This is a genomic window from Agromyces molybdatiresistens (assembly GCF_052748445.2).
Window position 1 is genome coordinate 3,198,659 of sequence record NZ_CM188258.1, and the last position, 16,896, is coordinate 3,215,554.

The window sequence follows — 16,896 nt, forward strand, 5'->3', positions numbered from 1 at the left end:
CGCCCGCGTGCCCCATATGCTCGTGCCGTGAGCACGGCAGAGGAGGCGGCGTCCGCGCAGTTCTCGTTGCTGCCCGACTCGCCAGACGCGCGCCGCTATCTCGAGCTGATGCACTTCGCCGGCGGCGACCTCTCTCCGGCGGCCGCCGCACTCGAGTTCGCGTCGCGATGCCGAGATGCGGATGAGCTCGACATGGCTGGCTTCCTCGTCGATGCGGCCGTCGTGGCCTACTGCCGCGCATTCGTACCGTCGAAGGTGCGCTCGAGGCTGGACCGCCACATCGCGATCCCGGCCGCGTTCACCGACATCCACGAGCGGATCAGGGCCTATCGGAACACGACGGTCGCGCACTCGCAGAGCGAACTGTCGACGACCTGGCCGCTGGTGGTGGCGACGCCGGGACGCCCCGACCGTCGCCGCATCTGGGCACCGACGATCAGCCAATGGCTTCCACCCGACGTAACTGATGAGTTCGAGCGGCTCGTCCACGCGGTACTCGAGGAGGTGGAGGCTCTTGCCGAGGTCCTGCGCCTTCGGTTGGAGGACGGGCTCAAGGGTGTCGAGGACCTCGCCGCGCTGGGCCCACTCGAGTTCGATCTGGAGCGGAACTTCTCCGCACGAACGAGTCGTCGTGCGTACCCGACCCGGCAGAAGGTGTTCGTGACGAGGCACATCACGGCGGTTCCGGACCCAGATCTGCCGGGGCCGAACTCGGCCGTCGACTGATCATCTGAAGGCGCCTTCGGGGACTACGCGAGCACCTTGGCCTCCCGGAGCAGCGGCCCATCCCGCCGCCGCGCCCGCCGGTCCCGGTGCATCGCATGCCGCGCATCCATCTGCGCCATCCGCCGCTGCAAGACCGTCAGCACTGCTGCCACGTGCCGGCGACGGTTCGGATCGAGCTGCCCTGCCGCCTCGAGCGCACCGGCGCGATCCGCGACGGACCGCATGCGCGCGAGCGTGTCGCGGCGGAAGTCGCGGTAGGCGTCATCCGGCCGCGCCGCCAGACGGTCGAACCGGTCGTCGATGATCGCGAGCCGCAGCTCGAGCGCCTGCACGTCGGCGAGGAAGGCGGTGCGATCGATGTGGTCGCCGTTGATGCCGTTGCCCTGGAGCGCGGCGTGCATCCGCGCGCTGAGGGGTGAGTCCGAGCCCATGTCGGTGCTCCTCGTTGACTCCAGCCGTAGCCGAAGATTCCGACGGTAGGGAGGGCCACCGACATTCGTCTCGCGGGCCGTGGACGACCGCGCGTGACCACTTGTGGGGGTGATCCCGCAGCAGGGGCAGATCAGCCGCGGTTTCCGCATCCCCTGTTGCTACCCGCTCGACCGCTGGCGCGGTCCTCGCGTCGCACCGGCTGAGTAACGTCGGTCAGCTGTCGATCCGACGGCGATGCGGACCTTCATTCGACGCATCCGACACCGCAGCGAAAGCGAACGAAGATGACCGACTCGACGACCACCCCACCCAGCGGCGCCCAGCCCGACGCCTCCGAGCCGCAGCCCGGCACGACCGGCGAAGCCGCCTCCCCGGCACCCGCATCCGAGCAGTCCGGAACGCCCGCCGGCTGGTACCCCGATGGCAACGGCGGACAGCGGTACTGGGACGGCAGCGCCTGGACCGAGCACACCGCACCGGCAGCGGATGCCGCGCCCGACGCCGGCGCCGCGGCATCCGTCGCCCCTGCGGCCGCTGCGACCGCAACGCTCGCCGACCCGGCAGTGGCGCCCGCGCCGACCGACGCGCCCCCGAAGTCGTTCATCGTGACGTGGCTGCTCGCGCTGCTCGTCGGCGTGTTCGGCGTCGACCGGTTCTACCTCGGCAAGGTCGGCACGGGCCTCGCCAAGCTGTTCACGCTCGGCGGCCTCGGCGTGTGGGTGCTCGTCGACCTGATCCTCGTGCTCGCCGGTGCGCAGCGCGACAAGTTCGGCCGCCCGCTCGAGGGCTACGGCCAGCACCGCAAGGCCGCCTGGATCGTCACTGCGGTCGTTCTCGTGCTGTCGCTCATCTTCAACGTCGTGAACGCGGCGAACCTGGCCGGGCAGGCGGCCGCGTCCGGGACAGCGACCGCGGCATCCGGCACCGAGACCGAGCTCGGTGACGAGGCCGAGCCCGCAGCGGATGCCGCGCCCCCGGCCGAGCCCGAGGCGCCCGCCGTCCAGGAGCTCGCCGTGGTCGAGACCGCGTTCGGCAAGGACGTCGAGTCGGACATGTGGTGGTACGTGGTCGTGCTCGAGAACCCGAACGCCGACCACGTGTTCCCGTCCGCGGGCATCACGGTCGAGGCGCTCGACGCGAACGGGACCATCCTCGACTCGGGCAGCAACTACACCACGGTCCTGCAGGGCCGGACGGTCGTCGTGGGCGACTTCTTCTCGGTCGGCTCGGGCACGATCGCAAAGCTCGACGTGCGCGGCCCGACGAGCGCGGCCGCGACCTCCTCGCCCGCAGCTGAGACCGGCTCGTTCACCGTCGCGGACCTCGCCACCGCGACCGAGTACGGCTGGATGGACGTGACCGGCAAGGTCACCTCGACGTTCGTCGAGGACCAGGAGTTCGTCACGGTGTCGGTGATCGCACGCGACGCCGCGGGGACGATCGTCGGCGGCGACTTCACCTTCATCGAGCGCCTTCCGGCCGGCGGCACGGCCCAGTTCGAGTCGTCGCTCTGGAACGTCGACAGCCTGCCGGGCGATGTCACGTTCGAGGCGTTCGCCTCGCTGTAGCGGATGCCACGGGCCGGCCGCGCTCGTCGCGGTCAGCCCGTTTCCGGGTGCGTACCGCGCATCCCATGAGCGAGAGGAACACCATGACGGACGGCACAGCAGCGTCGGTGCCCGCCGGGTGGTACCCCGCGCCCCACGCTGCCGGACAGCTGCGGTACTGGGATGGATTGCGCTGGCACGACGTGCCCGCACCGGCCCCAGTCGGCCCAGCCGCGCGCCCGACCGCCGGCGTCGAGCACCGCGGAAACCAGGTCGGTCGGATCGCCCTCGTCGCGGCGATCGCCGGCACGATCTTCGCGTGCTGGCCGGGCTGGTTCCTCGCCGGCTGGGTGCTCCTGCCGGCGGCGTTCGTGCTCGGCATCGTCGCGGTCGCCCTCCCGGGCCGGACCCGCGGGAACGCCGTGTCCGCGATCGTCATCTCGATCATCGGGACGATCGCCGGATTCTCGGTGTTCTTCTCGACGCTGTTCGACGGATTCGGGGACACGACGCTGGAACGTGTGCCCGCGGAGGCACCGCTGGAGAGCGCCCCCGCCGAGTAGGCGTCCTCTTCGCACCGTTGTGGCGCCGCGTCCCACGTCGGTGGTCGCCGCTACCGTAAGCACACGATCCCCTGGCCGGAGGGATGACCCGAATGAACAGCCCTACCGCGACGACGACGCCGCGCACGGCGGAAGGCATCACCACCCTCGATGCGGTCGAGCACCTCGCCGCCCGCATCCTCGACCCCGGGCGTGGGAGACCACTCGTCGTCGTGACGACCGCGCACGGCTCGAGTGATTCGGATGCCGCGGCATCCATACCGCTCGACCCGTCGCGGCTGCTCGACGAGGTCGGCGACGTGGCCGACGTGGTCGTGCTCCCGACCGGCGAGCTGAGCATGCGCCTCGACGACCTGCTGCCGGCGATGCTGCAGGTGTACGGTGGCGCGGGCCGGTCGTACCCGGTGGGGCTCGCCGCCGATCCCGACTGGCGGCGGTCGCCGCTGCGGTTCCCGGGGCGCGCTCCGGAACGTGCGCTCGACCAGCTCGTCTCGGATGCGGTCGCGCATGCGCATGCGGCGGGCTTGTTCGCCCGGGCGCCGCGACGGACGCGCCAGGTCTCGGGTGAGGTGCGCGGGTTCATTGCGGGCGGTTCGCGCGCGCTCGTCGTGCTCGACGACGGCGGCATGGCGACGATCTGGGCCGAGCTCACCGCTCCGCCGACGCCGCTCGAGTGGCTGCTCGTCGAGGGATGCCGCGTGACCGGCGCCCTCGACGAAAACGCGAACCGCCTCGTCGTCGACGTCGCCGCGGCATCCGATGCCGACCTGGCTAACGCGTTCCCGCACGGATCGGTGACGCTCGCGCTGGTGGTGTCGGTCGACGGCGACGCGGCCGAGCTCGCGCTGCACCCCTCCCATCGGGTCAGGGTGCATCGCACGGATGTCTCGCCCAACCCGCTCGATCGCGTGGACCTGCTCCTCAGCGAGGGAGAGGTGGTGGCGGCGCGCGTCGTGCACCTGTCGACCGGTGCACTGCACCTGCGGCTGTCCGATGTGGACGACGACGAGCCGGTCGTGCCGCCGCTGACGCTCATCGCCGGCGGCACGCCGTGGCTGCGCGAGGATCGTCCGCTCCCGAGCGGCGCCGCGGACGACGCGGACGCGGTCGCCGCGCAGATCGACGCACTCGACGCGCAGGGGCCGGTCGAGATGGCACTCGAGTCGCCGGGCGGTTCGTTCCAGTCGACGGCTGCCGCGTCGCCGACAGCGCCCGACGCTGTGCTGTCGACCGTTGCTCCGCCCGCTGCGCCGCGCCCGACGCCTCGCCCAGGTCCGCACCGGGTCGCTGCCGCCGCGCGCGGCACGGATGCGGCGCCGGCACCCGCTGCGGCGCCGCCCTCCGGCCGCTCGGCCCTGCAGTCGGCTCAGCTGGAGCTGGAAGCCGAGCGCGCCCGTCGCACAGCGGCCGAGCAGCGCCTCGCCGAGGCGGGCCTCACCGACTCGGCGCTGGCTCGCCTGCGCGTCGCCGAGGAGCTCAGCCGCCGTCGCGCGCGCGAGCTGCTCGTCGAGAACGCGGAGCTCCGCCGGGAGCTCGACGCCCTTCGCCTCGACTCGGCGGAGGGTCGTCGGCGCCTGCGCGAGTATGCACGTCGCGGCTCGAAGCCGGCACTCGCGACAGAGACATCCCTCGCGGACCGCCGAGCCGGTTTCCCTGACCTCGACTCCTGGGTGCGACACGAGATCACCTGCGCGTGGGTGGAGCGCATCCCCGCCTGCGACAAGATGACCCACCCGCTCCCGACCTACACCATGGGCCCCGACTTCGCCCCGTCGCTGGAGTCGCTCGACGCCGACAAGTTCGCGAAGGCCGTGAAGGCCGTGGTCGACGTGCTCACCGGCCGCGCGAAGGACATGGACGGCCGCGAGCTCCACCATCTCCGAACGTCGGAATCCGGTGGCGCCCCGTATCTCGTGCGCGACGACGGCGCACATGCCATGCGCTGCGCGATCGAGCGCAACACCGCGTCAGCGCGTCGTCTGCACTACTGGGTGCTGCCCGGCGGGCAGATCGAGCTGGGGCGGGTCGTGCTTCACGACGACGCGGCCGCGTAGGCACACGCAATCACGACGACGGGACTGCCGTAGTTCGGCCCGAAATACGTCGCCTATGCACCGGAGCCCGCCAACTTCCACGGTGACGAGGGAACCGTGCGTCGGCGAGGGGGCGGGGGTGACCGGAGGGTGGTCGAGCCCGATCCGGGTGGCACGCATTCCCGACTTGACTGCATCAACTCCCAGAGGCCACCCGACGAGCTCACGCCGCACACCAGTTGCAGACCCCGGAGAGCGGAAGGACGTCGCCGCAGGTCGGGCATCGGCCACCTTCACGTCTGGCCTGTCGCTGGAGGTCACCGCCGCGCGCGGAACCGTGCGTCGGGTGCGTGATGCCCCACGTGTGGCGAACTCGCCGACTCTCCCAGCGGTCTACGTCGCCCGCCGTCGCGATCACGTCCTCAGCGGACCGAAACCCGTTGGTGTATCCCTCGTGGATCTGCAGTGCCGGCCCCCCGCTGTGTCGAGTGACCTTGATGTAGTTGCCTCGGCGGTAGAACCCCGCAACGTCGACGTTCTTCAGGAACCCCCGAATGAAGGCCTGATTCTCGGGTCGCGTTCCACGGTCCTGAAACGCCTCAGCGAGGGAAGCGTAACGACGATCCTCACCTCCCTCATGCTCACCGGCATCGACCTCATCGTCTTCTGGCCAGGGATTCATTTCGTCTCGCCTCGAACCGTCATCCAGCGAGATGCCTGCTCGTCGTTGATGGCCCAGTACGCCTGGTCGTAGGTGTGACCGAGCTTCCGGCCACTCACCGCTGCAAGGGGCCATCCCGGAACGTTGGGGTAGTGCCGGTCGAGGTGGCGCTGAATCTTGCGAGGCGCATCTCGCCACTCCTCGACCCTCATGCCCGTATGGGCGGCGACGTCTTGGGTCGACAGGAACTCCCCGACACGCTGCGAGCACAGGTCGAGAACCTGCGCCCAACGTTGCGTGGTGACTGTCTCGCCCTTGGCTAGGCGCCGAAGATCTTCGACGCTCCACGGCCTGAGTGCGTTGAGCGCTCGAGCCATAACGGCGGCATGCCCGCCGGTCGCCGTTACGGAATCGTCGACTTGGGGAGCAACGACGCGGAGCGCCTCGGGCCCGTCCGCTGGGTCCCGGACGCGGCGCTGGGCGAGTCGCAGCGCAACGAGTGAGGCGAACTCGAGATAGTCCTCTTCGGGGACAAGCAGCGGGGTCCAGTGAGTCATCGGGCCAACCTCCGTATCGCTCCCCCACAAGTTAACCCACTGTCAATCGGTTTGCAACAGGTTCGACTCTTCGCTTGAGATTGGCGTCCCTCCGTGAGATCGGGCTGGGAGGCACGGAGCGTGACATGCCATGACGAGGCTTCAATCACCCACTCCATGTGACGCCACTGGCGACGAGTCCTGGAAACGCCTTCTCGATCACGCCGATCAGCTCGCGCGCAGAGCCTCGATCGAGTTGGATCGATTGGCTGCTCTTGGGCTTCGACTCGCGGTCGGCCGACCCGAAGGTCGACAGGTGCAGTAGCCGGGAGCCCGTGTCGTCCTCGATGACCTGGAAGAAGCAGTCGAGCTGGGTGGGATGCGCTCGGACCGCTTGCTCGCCTGGGATGAATCGGACAACTCGCGCCATGGATGGCTCCGTTCAGGTGTCGTAGGTGCACGCAACAATGCCAGAACAGTCCCGTTCCGGCCTGCCATGGAAGGCACCTGGACTTGATGTCGTTTCCGGCTTATCCTGGATCGCTGCCAACTGAGGAGGAGTCGTGGTGATTCCGGTCATCGATGTGTTCGCCGGACCGGGCGGTCTCAACGAGGGATTCTCCCGACTCGGCGAGGACGCCGGGGCGCCGGTCTTTCAGACTGTCGGCTCGTTCGAGATGGACGCGACGGCCTGCGCCACGCTCCGCGTGCGCCACGCGTATCACCACCTGCGGCGTTCGCCCGGCGGAGTCCCGGAGAGTTACTACGAGTTCATCCGCGGAGAACGCACGCTCGACGAGTTCGTGAACGCACCGGAGGTGGCTGCCGCGTACACCGCGGCCGAGCGCGCAGTGCACCAGATCGAGCTGGGAGCGGATCGAACGACGTCGGATGCGTTGATCGAGGCCGCCCTCGAAGACGTAGGTGCGAGGGGCGGCGACTGGGTGCTTGTCGGTGGTCCGCCCTGCCAGGCATACTCGCTCGTCGGCCGGTCACGTCGTCGAAACGATGACTCGTTCGACGACGACCACAAACACTTCCTGTATCGGGAGTACTTGCACATCCTCAACACGTTCGAGCCGCCGGTCTTCGTCATGGAGAACGTCAAGGGGCTGCTGTCGTCGACCAACCGAGGGACCCGGATGTTCGATCTGATCCGCGATGACCTGGAGCACGCAGGATCGGTCGGTTACGACCTCTATTCCTTCGTGGTCGGCGGCGAGCCCGGCAGCTTTCTCCCCAAGGACTTCGTCATCCGATCCGAGGAGTACGGCGTCCCGCAGAAGCGTCATCGCGTGATCCTTCTCGGTGTCCGGCGCGGGTTCCTTTCATCCGCTCAACGGCCGACCCGCCTCGTCAAGAGGACTTCGGTTTCGGTCCATCGAGCGTTGGGGCATCTGCCCGCGATTCGGTCCGGTGTCTCTCCGGCCCGTGAAGACTCTCTCGAGGCGTGGGAGAGCATCAGGGCAACTGCACGAGGCGCAGCTGAGGCACCGTCTCCTCAGACCGAACGCCGCCTGACCCGAGGAGGCGCATTCGTCACGCCGACAGATTCGGCTCCCGACTCTGCATTCGAGCATTGGGCTGCGGACAGCAGACTGGGCGGGTTCATCCAGCACGAGTCGAGAACGCATATGCCGTCGGACCTGCTCCGCTACTACTTCGCGGCGAAACTCGCCCGCGCAGCACGGCGGTCCCCCAAACTCGGTGACTTCCCCGATGAGCTGCTCCCGAATCACGCCAACGTGACAGCCGAGTTTCGGCCTTTCGAGGACCGGTTTCGGGTCCAACTCGCGACCGATTCCGCAACCACCGTCACCTCGCACATCGCGAAGGACGGTCACTATTACATTCACTATGACCCGGAGCAGATGCGCAGCCTGACCGTCCGCGAAGCGGCACGGCTCCAGTCGTTTCCCGACAACTACTACTTCTCGGGAAATCGGACTCAGCAGTATCACCAGGTCGGGAACGCGGTGCCGCCCCTTCTGGCATACCAGCTGGCGCACGTCGTTGCTGCTCTGCTCGACCGCGAATCGGAGGTGACGCAAGTCGATACGCCGGACGCGATTGCTTCGATGCCCGAGCCGGTGCTCTTCTGATCAGACCCGCCCGTGGCTCGCTCTTCGCGATGATTTCACGGCGACTTCGATCGCGGCGGCGACGGCCTCCGGCGCCTCGTGTTCCCAGTATCGGAGGACATTCCAGCCGGCCTCAGTGAATCGGGCGTTGGTTTCGAGATCGCGACCGCGGTTGCGCGAGACTTTGTCGCTCCAGAATGCGCTGTTCGCCTTCGGCGCGATGTAGTGCACGGGACAGCCGTGCCAGAAGCATCCGTCGATGAAGATGGCGATTCTCTCACGAGGAAAGACCACGTCGGCGGTGCGCCGCAATCCCGGGACCGGCGCCAGGTTGACGCGATATCGCAGGCCGCGGCCATGCAGGAGACGGCGGACCTGGAGCTCGGGGCGGGTGTCACGTCCGGGATTGGCGCGCATCGTGTTGCGAGCGGCGGGCGATGACGCCCAAGACTCCTCCATCAGATCACCGTGAGACCTGCGCAGGCTCAAACCCGAGGCGGCCCGCCTCATCGAGCATCTTGACGCCGTGCCGGACCATCTTCACGGTCGGGGTCTTTCCCGAACTGATGAACTTCCCGATCGAGAAGGCGAGACCGCGCTGCCACGGCTGGAAGTTGTCGGTGTCCTTCGCCCATGCGGCGAGCGCGAACCAACCCTCGGCACCGTACTCGACGATGCGCGATTCATTCGCTCGCTCAGCAGCCGTGGCCGGGAGACTCTGCTTCGGCGCTGAACGCGCCACGACTCGCCGGCCCCGCGGCTCTCGCTCGACCAGCAGGCTTACCGGTACGTTCCACTCGAGCTGCTGGACCGCGTCCCAGCACTCCTCCTTCTTCGCCCATTCAGTCACATTCCGGTTGCCGGCAGACGCGACGAGCGTGGCGTGCACCACAGGCGCAAGTTCGGAGAGGTGCTGACTCAATTCCGCGGAGACGGCCTGATTCGACCAGATGCCATCGAGATCGATTCGCTGGGCGCTCCGGTTGGACAGCAGCGCGAGGGTATACGCGACCGCCTGCGCCTTGTATCCGCCGAGATCGAGGTCGGCGATGACGCGATCGGTCGTCCGCCACAACAGCGCCTTCGCGGCGAGGTCTCTCAGGAATGTGTCATCCGGGACGGCGTGCGTATCGGAGTCGCGCAGCGACTGCATGTACCAGGCGAAGCTCTTCTCCCCGCCGAGCGCGACGATGTTCGGGCGCTGGCCCCATGTGAGCTCCAACTTCGCAACATCAAGTTTCGTCAGCTTCTGGGCTGGCGGGAATCGCCGCTTGAACTCTGCGTGCTCACCTCGGTCGGTTGCGGCCGCGAGGTCATCGGCGTATCGACCGCGCGAGCGCTCGTAGTACCAGTATGTGTCGCCCCCGGGCGTCATTGTCTCTTTCGCAACGGTCTCGAGCGCGATGTGGAACGGATTGTTCGCCGTGAAGTCAGCCATCCGCACCGGGTTCTGCGCATTGGCGAACTGCGAAACCTTCCCTGCCAGATCACTCTCTGACCCGGACGAGACAACGGTGATCTTCGCTTGGACCCTGACACCTCTGAGGTCGACGGATTGACGATACTTTGCGTGGTGGAGGGAGGCGGTCGTCTGTCCGCCGTTCACGATCTGGAAGGAGCGGAGGGCCGCGAGGTGTGTATTCGTCGCATCCATCTCCACAGCGCGGGCCGTGATCGAAAGGCCGTTGTTGTAGGCGAGGAATCGCTCGGGTTCGGTCTTCAGTGTCTGTTGGATGCCCTTATTGATGCGGTTTCGCGCCTGAAGGAACGATCGGACATTCATCTCAAGCAGACGTGCACCGTGCTCGGCGTACAGGTCGGCGAGCAGATCACCGGGGAGCACCGCGATGAACGCCTGATAGTCCCCATCAGCGATGAAGGGCCCGAGTCCGGGAACCGTTCCGGGCGACAGTTCCACGTCGGGGAACGCGACGACCGGCGCAGCCGGTCCAATGTTCTCAGTCTGTCTGAGACCCGCCAGCCTGTCGGCTCCCCACACCTCGGCGACGCTCGGAATCACCCCCAAGGAGGGGGCCTCCACGGTGGACCCGACGTAGGTCGCCGACGTGAGCAGAAGAATCCTGACGGCGTCGATCCGGTCTGCCACAGACCTGACGACCTCGGCGAGTTCAACCGCAGGATCATCGGACGGCAACCACGCGCTGCCGCTACGAACGGATTCTGTCGCCCACGCGTGAACCGCCCGGATCTCAGTGTCGAACGACGACACTTCGGCGTCTTCCGGCACGTACGCAGCGGCCACCAGCGTGAGGACGTCGCGATCATCGTCCCAGTCCACGGCGGAGATGCGCGCGCCTCGGCGGACGGAGTGACCGACGAGCGGGGCGGTGAGATACCCGGACTCGGTGAGGAGATCAGCGGTCATCTGGGCGAACGCCGCCGGTAGCGTCGATGTTTCAGTGGTCTCGTCCTCGAACTCCTCGAGGGTCTGCTCCACCAACCATTCGACCGCAGCCGTCATCGACAGTACCTTCCGTGGATCCCTCAGGCGCAGGGGCGCCGCACTTCATCCAAGGTACTCACGAAGTGGTGCGACCGTGCGGGAGGCCCGCAGAGCCTCGATGGACTTCTTCTCGAGTTGGCGGATGCGTTCCCGCGTCACCCCGATCGCGTCGCCGATCTGATCCAGCGTCATCGGTTCGCCGGAGTCGAGACCGAAGCGGAGGCGCATGATCATCGCTTGGCGGTCGGGAAGGCCCGCGAGCGCCTCCTCGACATCCGATGTGAGGAACTCCGCGTCCAGTGCGGCGTCGAGATCCCAGAGCTCCGGGGCGGCGAGCCTCATCCCTCGTGTCGTGGTCAACCCGTCGGCCTCGACGCATTCGACGAGGTCGAGCGACTCGGGAGGTGTGTCCCAGGCGAGCAACCTCTTCACCTCATCGGCGTCCATCTCCGCCGCTTTCGCTAGCTGCTCGAGCGCGATCGCGTCCGATGCCACGGACTCGAGCCGACGCTCCGCTGCCCTCACCGCCACGATGCGGTCCACAGCATGCACAGGTACCCGGATCAGACGTGACTGGTCGGCCCGTGCCCGCGTGATCGCCTGACGGATCCACCACGTCGCGTAGGTGGAGAACTTGAACCCCTTGGTGTGGTCGAACTTCTGTACCGCCCGGATGAGCCCGAGGTTGCCCTCTTGGATGACGTCCATGAGTGGCATGGCGATACTGCCGTGATGCTTGGCGATCGAATACACCAGTCTGAGGTTCGCCCGAACCATCCGATCGAATGCCGCTTCGCCGCGCGCGACAAGCCACATCAGGTCCCGTGCCGCTGGCGAGCTCCGTTCGGCCTCCGGCATACCCTCCAGCCGCTCGCGCGCCAGGACGCCAGCCTCTATCCTGCGCGCAAGTTCCCGTTCGGTCTCCGCGTCGAGCAGGGGTGTCCGTGCCGCCAGATCGAGGTAGTCGGCAACGGGTTCTCCCACCGCTCTGATCTCCGGGTGGCGTTCCGCCGGCCAGTCCTCCTCCTCGGATTCGAAGACTTCCGCAACCGACAGCGCGACGCGAGGCATCCGATGCGGCGAGTCACCGCCGGAGACCGCGGGTTCCGGGCGCCCGTGGCGATCATCTGCGGGCGGGTGAGGCATCCGCAGTCGTCGTTCCCATGCCGACAGGAGTTCGCTCGATCGCTTCGGATCAAGCCTCAGGATCCGTTCGGCGTCGACCCCGTCCCAGAACGCGTCGAACGCAGCCACCAACTCCGCGCAGAGGGGCGCGTCCTCCGCGACGTCGGTATCGAGATGTCCCGGGACGTCTCCCATACCGAACGGGCGGAGCTCAGCGGGCAGGTCAAGCGCTCGTGTCCGGAGCACCAGGACCCGCCCGGTGCGGAGGTGGACGACCATGCACGGCGCCGGCAGACGTCCGGCCCCATCCGACGCGGCGACGAACCGTACGCTCACCCGTCCGGAACCGACGCACCCGATCAGCTGCTCCGTCCGACGAGCCGTCTCCCCTTGGAGGGAGCCGAGAGCGATCGCGACCCGGTCCCGAAGGTCATGGAGATCGACGGCGACCGGCCGACGCGCACCTCCGAGAACACCGACACCGGTCTGGGGTTGCACGAGCACGCGGCATCCATCGATGGCCGTCAACCATCCGGCGTCACTGAGCGCGCCGATCGTCTCTGCTGCAGATTCGACGAAGTCACTCGACAGGTCGATCCACTCGACGTCTTCGGCACGCAGGTCCTCCCACAACGGATGCGACGCCACCGACTCGGTTCGGGGCCGTTCGAGCGTCTCGCTCATGGCCTGGTCCGTGAGAGCGCCGTGAAGGCAGCCTCCACCACCGCGTCGTCATCGATGAGGCCGTCGACGTAGTAGTCGGGTGTCGCGTCATCGAAGGTGATGAAGTATCGCGCCGCCGCTGACACCACGGTCTGCTCGTCGTCGGTGAGGTCCTCCCACTGGTCGAAGAGCTGCTCCAGATCGGACGCAATCCTCGCCGCAGCGGGGCTCTCGGCCAGACTGTCCTGCTGGTACCGGTGCACGTTACCGCGGATGACCACGAACTCATCCCAGGACGGGTGGGTGAGAAGACGCTCGACGACCTCGGCGTGCTCGCCGCACGCGTCGAGGAACAGCCCGATCGTGTCCTCAGTCGCCCCCGCCGCTCGTGCGGCATCCCATTCACCGGAGACGCCAGAGCCCGGCTCATCCTGCACGATTGCGACATCCATGTCGACGCCCGAGTCCGCGACATCGGCGACCGGCGGGAGTGCCGGGTTCTCGGGCATCGGCTTACCGTGAACGGCGACGTACGCCTCGTCGTAGACCTCATCAACCAGTCGAGCGAGCTGGCGCTCACCGAGGGCGAAGACCGACACGAAACCCATTCGACGACGCAGCCGCTTGGCGGCCTCCCGGAGGAGATCCTGCCTTCGCCCGTCGCCGAGTGAGACGGCACGGAGTTGCCGGTCTGCGACGAGGCGGGCCAACGGCAGGTATCCGCCGATGGTGGGTCGCTCCATGATGGCGACGGTCTCATCCTCGATGAGTTGGCTGCTCACATTCGGGCCGAGCGTGTACGCCCTCCACCACAGTCGTCGGAAGACATTGCGGGGGCGGCCGAGATACCGGTCGGGAGACACCCTCCTCTGTCCGTCGTCGTCGAGCGCGCCGGGCGGGTAGCGCCAGGCTGTGACTCCCGGACACACGCGGAGCGAGATGAAGGACCAGACACCTTCGTCCGCGGCGTCCGCGGGCATCATCGGCATCAGGTCGAGAATCTCGCCAGCCAGCTCGCGATCGAACGCGATCCTCTGCTCCTTGGTGGCAGCCTCGGCCGGGAAGCCGTGTCCCCTCGCGATCTGACGGATACGGGACTGGATATCGCGGATGGCGGGCTCGTCGACCCGAGTGACCGCCATCGGGTAGTAGCTGAGCCCGGTGAGGTCGGTCGACGACTCGGCGATCAGCTCGTCGATCTCGAGCTGACCGAGACGCTGCATCAACGTGTGGGCCTCCTCTGCGGCAAGGCGAGGGTATGCCGGATGCATCGTGCTCCCGCTCATGCGATCACCTCCCGCCCGAACGCGGCCTGGATCCGCATTTCGAAATCGCCCGGCGCGGAGCGATAGAGGTGCCCGAGGGATTCAGGAGATTCGCCCGTCGCATGAACCACGGTGCGCAGCAGCTCGCCGAGTGATCCCGCGGGATACTCCTGTTCCGGGTCGAGATCATCGCGGCGGATTGCGAAGTGGACGAGCTGTCGGTGGAAGTCGATCCACATATGGTGAGTGGTCCGTTCGAGTGCGTGTGACTGACCGCCGGCGAGCACCTCGGCGATGATCGGGTTGTCAGAGTTGAGCCACATCCAGAGGACGCTGTCGGCTCGAACCTCGAGCGCCGCGTTCTCATCGGCGATGTGGAGCCACCACATGGCGCCGGTCGAATCCGGCAGATGCTGCGAGAACGGTTGCGCGACGACCGGCAGGCGGGATGCGATGCCCTCGAGGTCGATCTTCGTCGTCTCCTCCCAGAGCACCGACCCCGTGTTGCCCGGTGCCAGCGGGTAGAGCTCGACATCGGGCGTCGACCCGGTCACGAGCATCACGGTCACAGTGAGTTGTTCACGCACGAGTCCGGCATCGATCCGGACCTCGAGGGTCGTGTCGGCGCCCGCTGGCACCGGGGCGGACGCTCCCCGGAGTGATGTCCCGCTCGACACCCAGCTCAGAATCGCATCGATACGCGAGCCGGCGGGGAGTCGGAGATTGGCGACCGCCTTCTCGACGTCGAGCCCGATGACGGTGCGCACCACGATGGGCTGGTAGTAGGACCAGTCCTCGATCCGGCCCAGGACGGCGACGTCGGCTTCACCGCCGCCGACCTCGAAGCGCATCGGCTCGACGCGGACCATCTCGTGAGAGAGGGTGAGGTATCCACGGCTGACGGCGGTCATGCCTCGATCATCTCCACTGCGAAGCGAACGGTTGTCGCGGACATCGCCGGTTGTCGCACTCGGACGGCGAGTCCGTCCCCGACCGCCTGCTCGGCCCTCACCCTGTCGCCGGTGGCGAACCTGGTGCCGGCGTCCGAATACCACCCGACGATCTCGGGGTACTCGTCGAGCGCCGCATTGTCCCGCCGTTCCGCCTGTCCAGAGTCAAGTACGTATGTGGCGGTGGCCACGATCTGGCGCGACTCGAGAAACGACCGATCGGCGAAGTCGACCCTGAACCCGAAATCCGCGTACACGCCTCGGTCATCCACACCCAACCGCACCGCTCCGGCCGAGACTGAGACCGTCTTCACCACGGGCGGCCCGGGCGTGCCCGGACGCCTGGGCCGAACCTCAGCTCCACTCCCGGACGCTCCGGGGAGCCCACGCCCGAGGAGCCGCGAGACATGGGCGACGCCGGTCAACGGCGTCTCCGGAGCCTCAGGTGCCACAGCGGTGGATGCGACCTTGAACTGGCTGAGGATCCTGTTCAGCGTCTGGCGGACCGGGCTCCGCTGATAGCGCTCGACGGTCGTCGGGCGCCAGTCGTCGTGGGCTGCCGGCTCAGACTTCGCGAATGCGTCGTTCTGCGCATCGGCAGCGATGAACACCCCGGCCCGCAGCGCGCCGTCCGGGTGCGGTGACACCGGTAGGTACTTCACGACAAGGCGCGGCTTTCGCATGAGCGCGACGTGGGTCGTCTCCCACTCCTCGATGCGCTCGATCTCCGGCATCCTCACCGTGCTCCAGGCCAACTGACCCATGTACCCCTTGGGACGCTCCGTCCAGATGGCGCGAGTGCTGACGGGCCAGTCGTCGGCATCGGCCCTCTTCGCGATGTTCGCCTCGGCCGTCTCGAATGCGCGAACGTAGTGGCGGTACACCGGGTGCCGCGTCAGGTCGATCGGCTCGAGCAGCTCACCGTTCCCGCTGAAGGAGAAGTCGATGTCCGGCCCGTCACCGCGATCGATCATGTGCGGCCAGATCCACTTCGCCGCGGCGTCCTGAAGCACCTTTGCGACATCGCTCGGAGTCGATGTCCCCTCTGCGACGGTCACCGGTGAAAGCACGGCGATGGCCGTGCCGGTCTCGTCAGTCGCCATGGACGCGATACCGAGCGCCTCGGCGAGCTTGCGCGCCTCCGGTCCGGTGACCGGATCCACGATGCCGTCCCCCGCGCGGCGCCCCCACCAGTGTCGGCCGGTGAAGATCGCGTCCTCCCGTTCGAATCGCTCGCCGAGCCGTGCGGCGATGAGCCGTTGCGCGATCTGCCCGGATGCGTCCGGAATCTGCGTGTAGATGATGCAGGTGTTGATCGACGAGGCGTCGTAGAGGACTGCCTTGCCGAATCCGTAGGTTCCGCCACCCAGCGCGCGGCTGCTGTCACGTCCGATGTTGCGAACGAGTTCCCTGAAGTCCGTGGGGGTGTCGGGATCGACTCGCACGTCTGCGCGCACGGGACCGCCGAGTCCCTTGGTACCCACATCGGTCGCAACGAGCATGGTGGCAGTCACGCGAGTCGTCTGAGTATCGGTGTCGATGACGGCTCCGGTCAGGGCCGCGCGGAAGCGGTCGAGCGGCTCGACTCCCGTATCCTCGGGAAACATCTCGCTGAGGAGGCGAGCACGCTGCGTTCCGTCGAGCTCGAACACCTGCACGTCGAACCGGATCCGGTCGCCGCGCCGCGCGTCCCAGCTGTTCTGCACGGTCTCTCTCAGGAAGACGTCCCAGAACTGCATATCGGTCGTGCCGAGGGCGCGACGCACCGCCGCCGCGTCTGCGCCTCCCTGCGGCGCGTACTTCTCATCTTCGAGATCGAGCATTCGGTCCTCCCAGTTCTGCAAGCCCGC

14 protein-coding genes are annotated in these 16,896 nt (G+C 67.5%); 5 read left to right on the plus strand and 9 right to left on the minus strand.

Features of this window, described 5'->3' with window-relative positions; all coding sequences use genetic code 11:
- Positions 1-27: 27 nt before the first annotated feature.
- Positions 28-726, plus strand: a complete 699-nt coding sequence (locus ACULK2_RS14765) for a hypothetical protein (protein WP_445968593.1) — start codon at positions 28-30, stop codon at positions 724-726.
- Positions 727-749: 23 nt separating this feature from the next.
- On the opposite strand, the gene ACULK2_RS14770 is transcribed toward ACULK2_RS14765, so the two are convergent.
- Positions 750-1,157: a hypothetical protein gene (locus ACULK2_RS14770; RefSeq protein ID WP_445968594.1), complete on the minus strand. Its 408-nt coding sequence runs from the start codon at positions 1,155-1,157 to the stop codon at positions 750-752.
- Positions 1,158-1,442: 285 nt separating this feature from the next.
- On the opposite strand from ACULK2_RS14770, the gene ACULK2_RS14775 reads away from it, so the two are divergent.
- The 3 genes from ACULK2_RS14775 (at position 1,443) to ACULK2_RS14785 (ending at position 5,322) form a co-directional block, all read left to right on the plus strand.
- Entirely contained in the window at positions 1,443-2,726 is a 1,284-nt protein-coding gene (locus ACULK2_RS14775; protein WP_445968595.1) for an NINE protein, read from the plus strand.
- Positions 2,727-2,791: 65 nt separating this feature from the next.
- Positions 2,792-3,268, plus strand: a complete 477-nt coding sequence (locus ACULK2_RS14780) for a DUF2510 domain-containing protein (RefSeq protein WP_445968596.1) — start codon at positions 2,792-2,794, stop codon at positions 3,266-3,268.
- A gap of 92 nt (positions 3,269-3,360) precedes the next feature.
- Positions 3,361-5,322 (plus strand): amino acid adenylation domain-containing protein, encoded by a 1,962-nt coding sequence (locus ACULK2_RS14785; protein ID WP_445968597.1) that lies wholly within the window; start codon positions 3,361-3,363, stop codon positions 5,320-5,322.
- Between the two features lie 657 nt (positions 5,323-5,979).
- Here the strand turns inward: ACULK2_RS14785 and ACULK2_RS14790 are convergent.
- Positions 5,980-6,519, minus strand: coding sequence for a hypothetical protein (locus ACULK2_RS14790; RefSeq protein ID WP_445968598.1), 540 nt, complete (start codon positions 6,517-6,519; stop codon positions 5,980-5,982).
- Positions 6,520-6,664: 145 nt separating this feature from the next.
- Positions 6,665-6,928, minus strand: a complete 264-nt coding sequence (locus ACULK2_RS14795; protein WP_445968599.1) for a hypothetical protein — start codon at positions 6,926-6,928, stop codon at positions 6,665-6,667.
- A gap of 133 nt (positions 6,929-7,061) precedes the next feature.
- On the opposite strand from ACULK2_RS14795, the gene ACULK2_RS14800 reads away from it, so the two are divergent.
- On the plus strand, positions 7,062-8,600 hold the full coding sequence (locus tag ACULK2_RS14800; protein ID WP_445968600.1) for a DNA cytosine methyltransferase: 1,539 nt from the start codon (positions 7,062-7,064) through the stop codon (positions 8,598-8,600).
- Here ACULK2_RS14800 and ACULK2_RS14805 read toward each other — a convergent pair whose 3' ends face one another.
- Genes ACULK2_RS14805 through ACULK2_RS14830 form a run of 6 tightly spaced genes read right to left on the minus strand, consistent with a single transcriptional unit; the run spans position 8,601 to position 16,869 of the window.
- Positions 8,601-9,038, minus strand: a complete 438-nt coding sequence (locus ACULK2_RS14805; RefSeq protein WP_445968601.1) for a very short patch repair endonuclease — start codon at positions 9,036-9,038, stop codon at positions 8,601-8,603.
- A 4-nt stretch (positions 9,039-9,042) separates the two neighbouring features.
- The gene (locus ACULK2_RS14810; protein WP_445968602.1) at positions 9,043-11,061 is read right to left on the minus strand and encodes an AIPR family protein; all 2,019 of its coding nucleotides are present in this window, start codon (positions 11,059-11,061) and stop codon (positions 9,043-9,045) included.
- Between the two features lie 45 nt (positions 11,062-11,106).
- Complete coding sequence (locus tag ACULK2_RS14815; RefSeq protein ID WP_445968603.1) at positions 11,107-12,852, minus strand: sigma-70 family RNA polymerase sigma factor; 1,746 nt, start codon at positions 12,850-12,852, stop codon at positions 11,107-11,109.
- A complete protein-coding gene (locus ACULK2_RS14820) occupies positions 12,849-14,117 on the minus strand; it encodes a DUF6339 family protein (RefSeq protein WP_445968604.1) in 1,269 nt (422 codons plus the stop codon). The genes ACULK2_RS14815 and ACULK2_RS14820 overlap by 4 nt, the downstream gene beginning before the upstream one ends.
- Positions 14,114-15,007: a hypothetical protein gene (locus ACULK2_RS14825; RefSeq protein WP_445968605.1), complete on the minus strand. Its 894-nt coding sequence runs from the start codon at positions 15,005-15,007 to the stop codon at positions 14,114-14,116. The genes ACULK2_RS14820 and ACULK2_RS14825 overlap by 4 nt, the downstream gene beginning before the upstream one ends.
- Positions 15,004-16,869, minus strand: coding sequence for a hypothetical protein (locus ACULK2_RS14830; RefSeq protein WP_445968606.1), 1,866 nt, complete (start codon positions 16,867-16,869; stop codon positions 15,004-15,006). Before ACULK2_RS14830 ends, ACULK2_RS14825 begins: the two co-directional genes overlap by 4 nt.
- Positions 16,870-16,896: the final 27 nt, after the last annotated feature.

What these genes read in the sequence shown, in the direction of transcription:
- ACULK2_RS14770 (WP_445968594.1), bottom strand. Translation starts at nt 1,157, where the DNA reads ATGGGCTCGGACTCACCCCTCAGCGCGCGGATGCACGCCGCGCTCCAG.
- ACULK2_RS14775 (WP_445968595.1), top strand. Translation starts at nt 1,443, where the DNA reads ATGACCGACTCGACGACCACCCCACCCAGCGGCGCCCAGCCCGACGCC.
- ACULK2_RS14780 (WP_445968596.1), top strand. Translation starts at nt 2,792, where the DNA reads ATGAGCGAGAGGAACACCATGACGGACGGCACAGCAGCGTCGGTGCCC.
- ACULK2_RS14785 (WP_445968597.1), top strand. Translation starts at nt 3,361, where the DNA reads ATGAACAGCCCTACCGCGACGACGACGCCGCGCACGGCGGAAGGCATC.
- ACULK2_RS14790 (WP_445968598.1), bottom strand. Translation starts at nt 6,519, where the DNA reads ATGACTCACTGGACCCCGCTGCTTGTCCCCGAAGAGGACTATCTCGAG.
- ACULK2_RS14795 (WP_445968599.1), bottom strand. Translation starts at nt 6,928, where the DNA reads ATGGCGCGAGTTGTCCGATTCATCCCAGGCGAGCAAGCGGTCCGAGCG.
- ACULK2_RS14805 (WP_445968601.1), bottom strand. Translation starts at nt 9,038, where the DNA reads ATGGAGGAGTCTTGGGCGTCATCGCCCGCCGCTCGCAACACGATGCGC.
- ACULK2_RS14810 (WP_445968602.1), bottom strand. Translation starts at nt 11,061, where the DNA reads ATGACGGCTGCGGTCGAATGGTTGGTGGAGCAGACCCTCGAGGAGTTC.
- ACULK2_RS14815 (WP_445968603.1), bottom strand. Translation starts at nt 12,852, where the DNA reads ATGAGCGAGACGCTCGAACGGCCCCGAACCGAGTCGGTGGCGTCGCAT.
- ACULK2_RS14820 (WP_445968604.1), bottom strand. Translation starts at nt 14,117, where the DNA reads ATGAGCGGGAGCACGATGCATCCGGCATACCCTCGCCTTGCCGCAGAG.
- ACULK2_RS14825 (WP_445968605.1), bottom strand. Translation starts at nt 15,007, where the DNA reads ATGACCGCCGTCAGCCGTGGATACCTCACCCTCTCTCACGAGATGGTC.
- ACULK2_RS14830 (WP_445968606.1), bottom strand. Translation starts at nt 16,869, where the DNA reads ATGCTCGATCTCGAAGATGAGAAGTACGCGCCGCAGGGAGGCGCAGAC.